The organism is Chitinophaga varians, from assembly GCF_014529945.1.
In the GTDB taxonomy this organism is placed as follows: domain Bacteria; phylum Bacteroidota; class Bacteroidia; order Chitinophagales; family Chitinophagaceae; genus Chitinophaga; species Chitinophaga varians.
Genome location: NZ_JACVFB010000001.1, coordinates 582487 through 597054, shown reverse-complemented (window position 1 = coordinate 597054; position 14568 = coordinate 582487). Strand labels below are relative to the sequence as shown.

Genomic DNA, 14568 nt, shown 5'->3' with positions numbered 1-14568 from the left:
CATCAACAATAACAAAAAACAAAAATAATCAACACCTTAAAAGTTAATAAAATGGAAACAGTTCAATTCAAAACCAATATCAAATGTTCAGGTTGCCTGGAAAAAGTAACTCCCGGATTAAATGAAACCGCTGGTGCAGACAACTGGGAAGTAGACCTGCAGTCTCCTGATAAAGTACTCACCATTTCTGCTGACAATGTAGATGCAGCCGCTATCCGCAAAGCCGTTGAAACAGCCGGTTACAAAGCTGAAACTATCGCCTAAAAAAATTATAGCTATGAAAAAGTTTATTCTTGCCGCATCGATGCTCACCGCGCTCTTTTCCTTCCGCGGTGAAGCCCAGGACAAAGGACAATCTCCTCTCCTGACCAACTACTACAGCATCAAAGATGCACTGGTAAGTAGTAATGCCGATAACGCAGCCAGCGCAGCCGCCTCTTTTGTTCAGGCCGCCAAAACATCAGACGCATCCGTTAAAGACAAACTGGTGGCCGATGCAGCCGGTATCTCCGGTACCAAAGACCTGGCCCGTCAACGGGAAGCTTTCAAAGCCCTGTCTGACGACCTGTATCAGCTGGCTAAATCATCCAAACTGTCTGATCAGCCCATATATCAGGACTACTGCCCCATGAAAAAGGCCTCCTGGCTGAGCAACAGCACCGCTATCAAAAACCCGTACTACGGCAATCAGATGCTGAGCTGCGGTAAAATAAACGACACCATCAAGTAACAGCACTGGCAAGGGAGCCGGGCCCTCTTCCCGCTCCCTTTGCCGCTTTGCTGACCTCGCGCCTACCGTCGACAAATATCTTTTATGAAACAGCTTTTCGCACTACTCCTACTGCTTTTTACCAGTCACACGATCCTTGCACAAAAAACCATCCGTTACGATCTTTACGTGGGCGATACCATGGTGCACTATTCCGGAAAAATGAAGCATGCACTGGCCATTAATGGAACCATTCCCGGCCCCACCCTGCACTTCACCGAAGGAGACACCGCCGAAATATACGTTCACAATACCCTGCATGAAGAAACTTCTATCCACTGGCACGGCCTGATACTGCCCAACCAGGAAGATGGCGTACCCTACCTGACCACACAACCTATTAAAGCCGGACAAACACATAAGTTCCGTTTCCCGATCGTGCAACACGGCACCTACTGGTACCACAGCCATACCATGTTCCAGGAACAAAGCGGTATGTATGGCTCCATCGTTTTTCATAAAAGAGATGCCGCCCCGCAGCAGGAAGAAGTGGTGTTACTAAGCGACTGGACCGACATCCATCCGCATCAGGTGAACCGTATGCTGCATAATGCGAGCGACTGGTTTGCCATCAAAAAAGGCTCCACCCAGAGTTATGCCGAAGCCATCAAACAAGGGTATTTCGGCACTAAAGTCACCAACGAATGGAAACGCATGAACGCCATGGACGTGAGTGATGTTTACTACGAGCGTTTCCTCACCAACGGACAGCCGCAGGCCGCTGCGCCCACCTACAAAGCCGGCGACAAAGTACGGCTGCGGGTCATCAACGGCAGCTCCTCCACCTATTTCTGGCTCAACTATGGCGGCGGTAAACTGACCGTAGTAGCCAACGACGGCGCCGATGTAGAACCAGTGGAAGTAGACCGCCTGCTGGTAGGCGTTTCAGAAACATACGATGTCATCGTGACCATCCCGGACAACAAAAGTTACGAGTTCCTCGCCACCGCCGAAGACCGCACCAACAGCACCTCGCTTTGGTTAGGCACCGGCGATAAAGTAGCCGCCCGCCATCTCCCTAAACTCACCTATTTCGAAGGGATGAAGATGATGAACGGCATGATGCGCATGGATGGCAACCTCGATACCGCCGGCGGCATGATGATGACCAACCAGATGATGGACATGAACACCGTGATGTATCCGGAGATCACCCATCCCGACTCCACCGCCGGTGATATCGTGACGCTCAACTATGGCATGCTCAAAGCACCGGAAAAAACCACGCTGCCCGCAGGGCCTACCAGAGAGTTTAAATTTGAACTGACCGGCAACATGAACCGTTATGTGTGGACCATCAACAATAAAACCGTTTCCGAAACAGATAAGATCCTGATCAAAAAAGGAGAGAACGTCCGCATCGTACTGTACAACAATACCATGATGCGCCACCCGATGCACTTACACGGCCACTTCTTCCGCGTACTCAACGGCCAGGGCGAATACTCCCCGTTGAAAACCGTGCTGGACATCATGCCGATGGAAGTAGACACCATCGAGTTTGCAGCCACCGAGAGCGGCGACTGGTTCTTCCATTGCCATATCCTCTACCATATGATGAGCGGCATGGGCCGGGTATTCAGCTACGAAGACTCCCCTCCTAACCCGCAGGTACCGGACCCCGTAAAGGCTTATCGCATGCTGAAACGCGACGACCGGATGCTGCACTTCATGGGACAGGTAGGACTGGAAAGCAACGGCAGCGACGGAGAAATCATGCTCTCCAATACCCGCTACCGCCTCTCCGCCGAATGGCGTGTAGGCCTCAACGATAGACATGGCTATGAAAACGAGACACACTTCGGCCGCTACTTCGGCAAAAATCAATGGCTGCTCGGCTACGTAGGCTGGGACGTACGTTACCGCAAAATGGGAGACGACGACGAAAAGAACCTCTTCGGACAGCGCAACACCAAAGACTTCCGGCAGGTACTGCACCTCGGCGTACAATATACGCTCCCGATGCTGATTCTGGCAGATGCCTCCCTCGACACCGACGGAAAACTGCGTATACAGCTGATGCGCGACGATGTGCCCATCACGAGAAGATTACGGTTCAACTTTATGGTCAATACCGACAAAGAATATATGGCCGGCTTCCGGTATATCTTCACCCGTAACTTCGCCCTTTCCACGCACTATGACAGCGACATGGGCATCGGCGCAGGGATAACGTTGTCTTATTAGTTAATGCAGCAAATTCGGTAACGCCAACAAAACGAATTCAATAACGAATCCAATAACGAATCCAATAACGAATCCAATAACGAATCCAATAACGAAAACCCAGGGCTAAAGCCCTGGGCTACGTTGTTTTTCAAATTCATGAGTAATTAATGTGCAATACACTTGCAAGACAGCACATATATACACCACCTGTTTTTCAGACTACGATGACAAACCGCTTCCATAGCACAAGCCACCGATAAAGCACTTGCACAACATCGTAGCCCGGGGCTTTAGCCCCGGGACGACAAATTCAAATCAAAATCAATTCGATTTATTCGAACCAAATTAATTCAAACCAAAATCGTTCATCAACCTATTCGAACCAATCAAATTCAAACCAAAATCGATCCTATCAACCATTCGAATCCTTCTGACAAAATCAAAATCAATTCCTAATCTATTGGAATCAAATCCAATCGAATAAAAATTATATTATATTCGATGCATGAAAATCGCAATCACCGGCGCAACAGGTTATATCGGTTCTGTATTAACCCCGTTGTTGCTGGCACAGGGACATCAGTTGAGCATTCACGCCCGCAAGACACAGCCACCGGTTACCGGCATTACCTATGTATATGGCTCACTGTCAGACCCTGATTTTGTTGCTTCTTTTGTGGCGGGTATGGACGCCGTTATTCACATGGCAGCTGTCATTTCGCTGAGTGATACGCCGGATATGGCTGCCTTCGAATTTAATACCAATACTACCCGGCTGCTGACGGAAGCTGCGCAGCAGGCCGGTGTCCGGCGATTTTTGTTTGTCAGTTCCATCACTGCCTACGAACAGTTTCCTTACGATGCCCCGATGGACGAGACCCGTCCCTATACACAGGGTATGCGATACAGTTATGATCATTCCAAAGCGATGGCGCAGGAAGCGGCGCTTGCCTGTAACGGTCCTTTCCTGGAGGTGATTGCGCTGGCGCCTACGGCGGTGATCGGCCCGTTTGACTGGCGACCTTCGCTGATCGGTGATGCCGTTATCCGTATCTATCGCGGGAAGATACCGGCGATATTTCCCGGCGGCGTTGATTTTGTGGATGTCAGACAGGTAGCGCAGGCCATTGTACAGGCGTTGACGGCCGGTACACCGGGACAAGCCTATATCCTCAGCGGCGAGTGGATGACGCTGAAAACGTTGTCTGCGCACATTGCGCAGATCAAAGGGAAGCGTATATTCCTGCCCGTATTGCCGCTGTGGCTGGTCATGGGATTGTTGCCATTTGTACGGGCACTTTCCCGGCTGACCGGTGGCGCTCCTTTCTATACCAAACAATCGGTCTACAATCTTATCCGCAGCAATCGTAAAATAGATAACAGCAAAGCCCGCAGGGACCTGGGTTTTAACCCCGGTAGTCTCACCGCCACTTTGCAGGATACCATCGCATGGTTTAAAGAAAACAAGATGCTCCCATGAATCAACTGCTTTCACTTCAACAGTACTATCTTTTTATCGGCGGCTGGTCCGCCCTTGGCATTATCACGGCCTTTTACCTGCTGCGGCGGGAGGCGCCGTATGGGCGATATACCACCGAGAAATGGGGACCGATGGTCAGCAACAAGCTGGGATGGATATTGATGGAAACCACCGTGCTGGTGTCTTTCTTCGTGTGGCAGCCACCGGCAACGGTAAAATGGACGTCGCCGGCGGGCGTGATGACCGGTATGTTCCTGCTGCATTACCTGCACCGCAGTTTCGTGTATCCGTTCATGATACGTACCCGGGGTAAAAAGATGCCGCTGGTGATTATGTTGTCGGCCATGCTGTTTAATACCGTCAATGGCTCTTTGCTGGGCTCCTGGTTTGCCCATTATGCGCAGTATCCGGACGACTGGTGTAGCAGCGTTCCTTTTATAGTAGGCACCCTGTGCTTTTTTGCCGGTATGCTGATCAACTGGTCGGCCGATTATCATCTGATAGGGCTGCGCGGCAAAGGTGAAACCGGTTATAAACTGCCACGGGGCAGGCTTTTTGAGTATGTCACCTCCCCCAATCTCATGGGCGAGATACTGGAATGGGGCGGTTATGCCCTGCTGACATGGAGTGCGCCGGCGCTGGCATTCTTTATCTGGACATGCGCCAACCTTGTACCCCGCGCTGCTGCCAACCAGCGCTGGTACCGGCAGCGGTTTCCGGATTATCCCGCCAAACGGCGCATATTGATACCTTTCCTATGGTAGGGACCTAATAAGCTTTTATCTGTAAACAGGAAGGCGCCGGCATCGTCAGTGTGGTTCCTGTTGTCTTCAACAGGCCTGTTTGTTGGTTCCGTTCAAACACCACAACGTTATTACTGATCTGATTCGCCACCAGCAAATATTTGCCGGCAGGGTCGATCACGAAGTTACGCGGATGGTCACCACCGGTAGATTGGTACCCTATCCTGGTGAGCAGGCCCTTATCCTGATGGATGGCATATATGGTGATGATATTTTCCTTCGCGCGAACGGACGCATATAAGAAACGGCCATCGGGCGACACATGGATGTCTGCCCCGCTGTAGTCGACCTCCTTTTTTCGTGTATGGTGCGCCGTTATCCGTTGCAGGCTGTCGAGCCGACCGTTGGCATATCGATACACGCTTACCATACCAGACAATTCCTCTATACAATAGGCAAAGGGCCGGGTCGGATGGAAGGTAAAATGCCGCGGGCCACTACCTGGCACCGTGGCGGTGAAAGGAGGTGTGGCCGGTTGCAATGGTTGCGCAGCATCCCCATCAAAAGCAAAACAACGGATTTTATCCGCACCCAGGTCAGGGAGGAAAAGGAAACGATGTGCCGGGGCCAGCACTGCCGAATGCACATGGGCGCTTCGTTGCCGGTCGGTGAGACTACTGTCTTTGAAAGCCACTACCTGCACGGCTTTTCCAATGTGGCCATCCTTCACGGGAAATACCGCCGCACTGCCACTGGTATAATGCGCTACCGCCAGCCAGCGGCGACTATCATGTTCTGTGATGTATACCGGGTTTTCGCCGCCTGCCGGCTGACTGCTGAGCCATGTGGCCTCCCCGGTTTCCGGGTTAAAAGCATAGCTGCTGACACTGCCGGCCCCCGGCGTCTGTGCTTCCGTACAGGCGTAGAGATAATGACCATCCGCAGAAGGTACCAGGTAGGCAGGATTCAGCACATTACTCACCGTACTGACGGGTTGCAACCCGCCATCACCAGGATTAAAACGATAGATATAAATACCCGCTTTGTTTTTATCGCGGTTATAAGAGCCGATGAATAAATAATACCGCTGTGCAGAAAGCAGCTGGCTGACACCCAACACCAGCAAGCACAACAACTGGATTTTCTTTATCAAGATGTAATTTTGTTTTTAACGTGAAACGGAGCGACCTCGCTGTCAGTACAAATCTATCAAAGCATCTCCGGAAATCATAATAACCGCTATCCCGGAAAAATTTTATTATACAACCAAAAGGTTGCATATTTATAAGACGAGATGCGGCAAAAAGGGCGGGAGCATTATTGTGAGGTACAGCTGGAGCAACTACAACACTGTTATCTTGAAACACCTATAAACAGCTATCACATGAAAAAAACAACTGTTCTCTATTGGATCTTCACGGGTCTGTTAGCGGTGGGCATCACCATGTCTGCCATACCGGACGTCCTCTCCGTAGCGGAAGCCAAAGCCGTTTTTCAGCACCTCGGTTACCCGATGTATCTGCTGCCTTTCCTGGGCATTGCTAAGCTGCTGGCTGTTATTGCCATTGTAACGCCGGGGCATCCGCGACTGAAAGAGTGGGCATATGCAGGCCTGGTATATGATATCACCGGCGCCTTTTATTCCAGTATCTCCATTGGCGAAGGCGCTTCCGCCTGGCCTATTATCATCTTCTATGGCGTGTTGGCAGGCTCCTATATTTATCATCACAAAAAACTAAAGGAAAGCGGACGCGCGCATTTGTCCGTTGCCTGATCATACAGAAAACCCCTGTCGCAGAGTGATGGCTTTGCGACAGGGGCTTTCTGCCAAAGGTCGTTTTTCCCTTTCCTGTACCACTGATCAGCGGCTCATGCTTCCTGGCAGGCCATGCGGGGTATAGATATTCCCACAGATTCAAATCGGTCAGCGGTTGATGATAAACCGTACATCTCTGCTTTCATTTTCGGCCACCACCCGCAGGATGAAGATACCATTATTGACACTTCCCAGTGCAATGCGGTCATCTATCTGTAAAGCAGGACTATAGGGCTGTTTAGCCAGGATACGCCCGTTCAGGTCGAAGACAGACACCATCACCTGTTGTTTGCGTTTCAGTTTTATCTGGAAACGGAAATTGCCATCATTCGGATTGGGCGACAACATCACGGTATCTATCACGGACACGGGCACACTGAACGAAGGGCCGGCGAGCGGATCATAGTCGTTGATCTGAATATCCTTGCGCAGCTGATAAGTACATTCTCCGAAGGTGGCTTTCATGGCCACCCAGTAGGAACCTGCCGTGGTAAATCTGATCAATGGCGCACCGCGGTCGTAGCCCAGCAGCGTAGTGCGCGGATCGAATGTCCAGCTGACGAAGTCCGGTGCAGGGAGGCTGATTTCCCTGATCACCAGCGTATCGTAGGCATTTTTCCGGGAAGCGACGAGGAAGTTCACATCCGGCTGCACATTTCGTTTAGTGATGGCCGTTGTACCGCTGGCGCTGCAGCCACGTGCATCCTGTGCTCGCAGCGTATACTCCCCTGCCCCGAGGTTGGCAAAGTGGTTATTGCCCGTCCATGTGCCGTTGTTCAGGGCGTATTGATAAGGCAGCGTGCCACCCTGTACAATAGCTTCCACTGTACCATCTTCTAAGCCGTCGCATATTTGTGAACCGGTAACCACCAGACCCAGGGCAGCCGGTTGCGCTACCTCGTAGCTGTAAGACTGGCTGCAGCCTTTGCCATCCGTTACTTTGACGCTATAATTACCTGCGGTCATGTGCTGTGCCTGTGCGCCACTTACACCTGCATTGCTCCACTGGTAGCTGTAGTTGCCATCGCCACCGGAGGACTGCAACATAATAGCACCGTTGGCCTCCCCATAGCAACGTACCGGTGTTACCGTAGCCGTGGCCGTCACCGGTGGATACATTTCTTTTACCATGGTGACCGCCGTTGCTGCGCAACCATTCACGTCTTTTACCGCCAGGGTGTAGTCTCCCAACAGTAGCGCCCCAAATACCGGTGAGGCTTGTGGTGTTCCGTTATTCATCGTATAGGCATACGGGGTAGTACCACCGGTTGTCTGCAACGTAATACTACCGGTAGGAATACCGCCGCAGGCCAGATGCGTAATGTCAGATACGGTTAATGATACAGGGGCAGCGGGCTGCTGAAGGACGATGTTTTTAGTGATTTCGCAACCACGACCGTCTTTTATTTTAACCGCATAATTGCCGGCAGGCATAGCGGTGTATTGAGACTGTACCGTATAGTCGCCACCGTTAATACTGTACAGATATCCCTGATAGCCGCCATCATTGCCACCAGCGGCGGTCAAGCTGAAAGCGCCATCTGACAAACCATAACAGGATATCTGCTTTCCATGATAATCCGTAACGGTAGCAGTTGTGGTCAGTGGCGCAGAAGGCGCAGTGACAGCCACTACATCACTCACCGGGGAATAACACCCAATGGCATCTTTTACCCGGATGGTGTAGTTACCTGCTTTCAGTGGCGTTGTATTGGTAAATGGCATATAGTCAGTACCGTTAAGCGCATATTCACTGATCAGTTGACCGCTACCACCATGTGCCTGTAGCTGTATCGTTCCGGAGGCGCCGAAACAAACGACATCGTTTCGTGTAATATTGTCTATGGTAATAGCCGGATTCACCGACAGCACCTGTACCGCCAGCGTGTTACCACAACTATTGGCATCCCTCACCGTGACCGTATAGTTACCGGCTGTGAGGCCGGAAAACACCGGACTGGCCTGCCAATCGGTGCCATTCAGGCTGTATTGCAAAGCACCGGTACCACCGGCGCCGGCAACGGTGATGCTGCCGCCGGGCATCGCTGCACAGCGGACATCTTGTTTGCCCACCAGCTGTATACTCAACGCCAGTGCTGATTCTGTAAAGGTATAATTTTGCGTGGCCACACATCCCCGTCCATCTTTCACTTTAAATACATGCGCGCCGGCTTTGATACCCGTGAACTGCGCAGCGGGACCAAAAACATGATTGTCGATAGCATACGTATAGCCATTATAGGCAGCCCCGTTACCACCCGCAGCCGTCAACTGCGCAGCGCCGTTGTCGCCGCCGGCACAGGAAATGTTATAGCCATTGTAGTCCGACAATACACCCGAGAGCGACAGTGCTGCCGGCGGAGCCGTAATAGTAAGGGGATTGTTATAGCCGAGGCTACAACCATGGTTGTCTGTCACCTTCAGGGCGTAAACACCGGCATGCAGTGCTGCCCCGCTGGCATAAGACTGAGACGTGGCCCAGTTGTCATTGCTCAGCCAGTATTGATATCCTCCATCTCCGCCTGTGGCATTTATGGCAATGCTACCCTGTGTGCCGAAACAGGATATGTCCGTTACCGTGGCAGTCGCGAAGGCCAGCGCCGGATAGCGATGCATGATCGTCAGCGTTGTATCTTTCGTACAGCCGTTAGCGTCAGTGACATGCAGCGTATAATTGGCCGCCGGCAGATTATTCGCCGTAGCGCCGGTGATGGTGGCGCCGTTGAGCTGCCACCGGTAAGGCGCAGCGCCGCCCACGATATGGGTGGTGATGCTGCCGGTAGACTGGCCGAAGCAGGTCACATCCTGTTTGGTGACCTGGACACTCATTTGCGGCTCTGTTAATATTACGTTGCCGGAAGTTTCACAGCCACGGGCATCTTTTACACTGATCGTATAAGTCCCCGCTGTTAAACCGGTGAATATGTTAACCGGCTGATACGCGCCATTGTTCAGTTTATATTGATACCCCGTATAGGTGCCACCGTTACCACCGGCCGCCAGCACTGTGATTTTACCATCCGCCGCACCGTTACAGGAAATCTGAAAACCATTGTACGCCGATAGCTGTGTGGTGAAACCCAACGCCGCTGCAGGCAGGCTTATATCATAGGCATTCGGCAGGTCCAATGTACAACCTTTGCCATCTCTGATACGGAAACGGTAGCTACCAGCGGTATGTACCCTGGCGCCTGGTGTAAAGGCCGTATAGTCGGCACCGTTCTGGGTAAAGAAATAAGTATAAGTATTATCTCCTCCCGTAGCGGAGATGTTGATAGCCGCACCGTCTGTCAGGCAAACAGCCGGCGTGATCAGCACGCTCCCGGATTGTAAGGCCGGCAATTCTGTAATGGTGACCACGCCGGATAATACGGAGCAGTTGGCGGACTTACTATCGGCAACGGTTACACGATAAGTACCGGCACTCAGGGCATCTATTTGGATATCACTGTCAAACCAGAAAGGACTGGTAGTCCATACACCGGCCTTCAATTGTTCCCACTTGTAGGTATAGAAGCCGGACCCGCCACTGGCCCATGCTTTTACAATACCATCCTGCGCGCCGTGACAGCTGATATGAATTGTTTGCAGGCTCACTTGCAGCAGTGCCGGTTCGCTGATGGTAATGGTCTGAGACGTAGCATCAGTACAACCGGCGATATTATTCTGTACGGTAACGGTATAGTCGCCGGCTATTAATCCGTTGAAAGTACCGGTGCTATTACTCACCGTAGGCATACCGGTGCGTTGTAGCATAAAGATATAGTTGCCCGCTCCGCCGCCAGCGGAGTATTGCAGTGAGCCATCACTGCCGCCAAAGCAGGTCACCATGTTGAGTGCCTCCTGTGTTAACGTCAACGAGGGTACGGCATTCAGGCTTACGGCACCACTCCACCCTGTACAGGCCGGATAATCCATATTCTGTATTTCCACCGTATAGTCGCCATTACCAAGCCCGGCGAAAGTATAACTTTGGGAAGTGGTGACAGCGCTCTGTTGCAACAGGGAAGCACCTTTATACAATTGATACCGGTAGTTAGTCACCCCAGGACCGGCCATCACACTGATACTGCCATTACCGGGGAAGAGGCAGGTGGGATGTTGCGGAGTGAGTTGCCCCTTTACCTGTGGCGGTTGTGTGAGTTGAACAGCTACCGGAATCACCGGAGCACAGGCGCCGTCTTTCACTTCTCCCGTATAATTGCCGGCAGGCAAACCAGTCCAGGTAAAACTATTACCGGATGCCTGTTGCGGTGCACGTATCACATTGCCGTTTTGTTTCAGGGTAAAAAAATAACCACTGGCAGCGTTTCCACCGGAAGCAGTGAGGGTAATTTTACCATCGCTGGCGCCAAAGCAGGCCGGGTTGGCCGACTGTGCCACGTCCTGGCTGGCTGCCAGTGCCGGCAGTTCCGTCACCTCCACCGGAATGGGACTATAACAACTGCCTGCCGTCCCTGAAGGGTTGATCACCCATAAAGTATAAGTACCTTTTCGTACATTATTTACCGTTATACCGCCTGACACCGGCACATTACCATTGCTCCAGTCTATAATATCACCACAACCGGAACCGCCGCCGGACAGGTCCGGGTCGCAGGGAACCGTAACGTTGCCCGGCCGCAACAGCCAGCGGAGGGAAGAAAATCCGCTGCTAATAGCACTGCCCGGAATGATGACTTTACCTGTAGCCTCACCCACGCAGGAGGGCAGGACTTGCACTTTTGTGACATCTACCTTGGGTGCGGCAGGTAAAAAAGTATAGTTGGTAGTTTCCTGGGAATAAGGAGAATAATAAGTGCTATCACCATACGTTGCTCTCACCCGGCAGCGAAAACGAAGATTCACCATGCTATTTGTTACTTCCGGTATATCTTCTCCCGTAAAATGGTGCAGGTAATACCGGCCCTCCGTTTCTACAGCGCTCAATTCCTTCCACATAGCACTGTTATTAACAGCGTACTCCCATATGACAGCTGTACTTACATAATCATCTGAGAAGAGAGGCCAGTTCTGGGAAGACTGAAGTCTGACTTTCGTTGTAGCACAAATTTGAGAAGAGGCGTCGGTGATCACTACAATAGGTTTCGGGGCAATCATCGCATACGACCACCTGGCAGAAAAAGTACCATTCACCTGGTATGCACCGTAAAACGGTACGGATGACCTGATATCTTCACCAGTGACCGGGTAAATGTCACGCTCCGTCAACGATCCTATACTATTATTATTCTCCGTTACATCATACGGAGGGCCTTGTTTCACCCCTACACTGACGATCAGCGGCCCCCAGGAGGAATGCCGGTAAAATGGAAGTATCTGCCCTCGCGACCTTAAGCCCAGGGTACCCAGATTGGTACCCCCATTTGGGATATCACCAAATACATATACTGTCTCTGACAGGGCCTGCGCATAGAGAAGCTGGCTGGTACACGACAGCGCAAGTACCAGTAAATATAGGAAATGAGGGAAACGAAACATAGTACTACAATATTCAGATATTAGTATTTGAGGGACACCTCCCTGCTCATCTCAGCTTTAGCATCGCCTTTCAGCACCGCCGTAATTTTGTACTTATAAATATTGCCTACCATTATTTCATCGTCTACTGCCTGATGAGTGGTTCCTTCTACCGTACGGTAAAGGATATACGGTGCATCATTTTTAGCCCGGTAAATTCGGTATTGTTTTACATCCGGCTGCTCATACTCCCAGGACAACACCACCTGTTTCTTTTCCATATCCACCGCACCTTTCCAGCCTTTCACCGCCGGACGCCTGCCTGTTTCAAACCAGATATCTCCACTGATGTCTTTGGATTTGTTCCCGCTATCATCAGACACTACCAGTTCATAGAAATAGGTATTGCCCAACACCAACGCGGTATCGGTATAGGATTCGCGCAGATGAGCACTATCCCATCCTGCTATTTCACGGCGACTGCTGTCTTTGGTATGAATGCGATAAAGCGTGTATTTCACCACATCTTCGCTGGTACTATTGTGCCATTGCAACACGGCGGCTTTCAGGCTATCGGAGCGCAGCGCCCTGGTGAATACAGGCGCGGATGGAGCAATGGTATCCGGCCGCTTCAATATCAGTGCCGGCGTATAGGCGGAGGTGTTATAGTTCTTATCCAGCGCTATCACCTTGTAATACACTTTCGATGTCAGCGTATGCAGGGTGATAGTGTCTGTAAAGGCAGGCACGGAAAGGATTTCCTGTGTCACCTCGGTAAATTCCTCTTTTGCGCTGTTGCCTCTGAACACGCGGTACCCCTTCAGGTCCTGTTCTGTATTATTGTCCCATTTCAGTGTAACAACACCCGTAGAATCCACAGTACCGGCCAACCCTTTTGGCATGTCCGGCGGGATGCTGTCTATCAGTTGCGCGAAATACGGGAAGGAATAAATTGCCTTGCCTCTTTTAGTGATGCCCTTAATCTTATAATAGTTGGTGTTCATGGGCCTGGGATCGATATAGCTATATACCGGCGCCTTGTCTGTCTTAAAAGTAGCGATGGGCAGGAAGGGGCCACTCCCTTTGTCTGAGCGGGTGACCACAATGGAAGCCAGGTTTTTGGCCAGATCACCGGGCAACAACCAGCGCAATTCAATCTTTTTATTTTCAATGACGATGATGGTGTCCATGATGGGCCTTTCTGCTACTGCCGGAATGCCCATCCCGATCACCACCTGCGAGTACGGACCATATTCCCCGAAAGACGTGATCCCTTTCACGCGGTAATAGTATTTAACATCATTATCGGGTAACGAGTCCTGATAGTAGGAAAAACCGGCAGCATCCGGTGCGGTAGGCAGTATAGGCAGATCACTCACCGGCCGGAATGTTTTACCGTCGGTACCCCGTTCTACTACGTAGGCGGAATACATACCCCGGGTCAGGTTGGTGAGCCAGCCGAGTGTGGCGGTACTATCTGCGCAAACGATGGCCAGCTCCGGCGGCCGCACCAGCAGCACCGTTTCGTTAAGTGCTGTTACCACAATCGCCGTATCAATGACCAGGTTTTTCGGTTGCTGTGCCACACTGATACGATAGGCATATCGCTCTCCCGGGCGGACAGTGCTATCTTCCAGAAAAAGGCCGGCAGCCCTGGCGGTGGCCACAGACAGGTCGCAGCTCAACAGGGCCATGCTCATACGCCAGTCGTTCTGGCTTTGGTTTTCAAACCAGGAACCGATACCTTCTTCCGGCTTCACCTTTTTTCCGCCTTCGCCATAGATGAGTTCCGCGATAGCAGCAATACGCTCCTCCTTGCGGGCAGCGGCCTCCATCTGTTGCAGCGTATAAGGTTTCAGCGGTTGCGTAGTCAACAGCACCGGCTGGGGATGAGGGACCAGCACACCGTTGACCGAGGTGGTGAAACGTTCTACCGTATAGCCGTACTTGTTACCGATCTCCCAGGCGATGTATCCGGCGGGCGACCAGCGCAGCTGGATTTTGCCGGGCTTGGGATTTGCTATGCCCACAATACGGTGCTCACTTTGTTGTTGCTGCGCACGGGTGTGCCCATAACCCATCAGCAACAAACTCACAGATAACAAACCGGTAAAAAATTTACGGTACATCG

9 protein-coding genes are annotated in these 14568 nt (G+C 51.5%); 6 read left to right on the top strand and 3 right to left on the bottom strand.

Going from position 1 to position 14568, the window contains the following annotated elements:
- Positions 1-51 precede the first annotated feature (51 nt).
- From ICL55_RS02400 to ICL55_RS02380, 5 genes are all read left to right on the top strand, one after another.
- Positions 52-264 carry a heavy-metal-associated domain-containing protein gene (locus tag ICL55_RS02400; protein WP_169227291.1) on the top strand — a complete coding sequence of 71 codons (213 nt, stop codon included), beginning with the start codon at positions 52-54 and terminating at the stop codon, positions 262-264.
- A gap of 13 nt (positions 265-277) precedes the next feature.
- Positions 278-730, top strand: a complete 453-nt coding sequence (locus ICL55_RS02395; RefSeq protein WP_188094441.1) for a DUF3347 domain-containing protein — start codon at positions 278-280, stop codon at positions 728-730.
- An 84-nt stretch (positions 731-814) separates the two neighbouring features.
- The gene (locus ICL55_RS02390; RefSeq protein WP_188094440.1) at positions 815-2956 is read left to right on the top strand and encodes a multicopper oxidase domain-containing protein; all 2142 of its coding nucleotides are present in this window, start codon (positions 815-817) and stop codon (positions 2954-2956) included.
- A gap of 487 nt (positions 2957-3443) precedes the next feature.
- Positions 3444-4418: an NAD-dependent epimerase/dehydratase family protein gene (locus ICL55_RS02385; protein ID WP_188094439.1), complete on the top strand. Its 975-nt coding sequence runs from the start codon at positions 3444-3446 to the stop codon at positions 4416-4418.
- Positions 4415-5182 carry a phosphatidylethanolamine N-methyltransferase family domain-containing protein gene (locus ICL55_RS02380; protein ID WP_188094438.1) on the top strand — a complete coding sequence of 256 codons (768 nt, stop codon included), beginning with the start codon at positions 4415-4417 and terminating at the stop codon, positions 5180-5182. The genes ICL55_RS02385 and ICL55_RS02380 overlap by 4 nt, the downstream gene beginning before the upstream one ends.
- 4 nt (positions 5183-5186) lie before the next feature.
- Here the strand turns inward: ICL55_RS02380 and ICL55_RS02375 are convergent, their stop codons facing one another.
- Positions 5187-6314, bottom strand: coding sequence for a lactonase family protein (locus tag ICL55_RS02375; RefSeq protein ID WP_188094437.1), 1128 nt, complete (start codon positions 6312-6314; stop codon positions 5187-5189).
- Positions 6315-6545: 231 nt separating this feature from the next.
- On the opposite strand from ICL55_RS02375, the gene ICL55_RS02370 reads away from it, so the two are divergent.
- Positions 6546-6935, top strand: a complete 390-nt coding sequence (locus ICL55_RS02370; RefSeq protein ID WP_188094436.1) for a DoxX family protein — start codon at positions 6546-6548, stop codon at positions 6933-6935.
- A gap of 150 nt (positions 6936-7085) precedes the next feature.
- Here the strand turns inward: ICL55_RS02370 and ICL55_RS02365 are convergent, their stop codons facing one another.
- Positions 7086-12458: a T9SS type A sorting domain-containing protein gene (locus ICL55_RS02365; RefSeq protein WP_188094435.1), complete on the bottom strand. Its 5373-nt coding sequence runs from the start codon at positions 12456-12458 to the stop codon at positions 7086-7088.
- Between the two features lie 20 nt (positions 12459-12478).
- Positions 12479-14566, bottom strand: a complete 2088-nt coding sequence (locus ICL55_RS02360; RefSeq protein ID WP_188094434.1) for a fibronectin type III domain-containing protein — start codon at positions 14564-14566, stop codon at positions 12479-12481.
- Between the last annotated feature and the right edge of the window lie 2 nt (positions 14567-14568).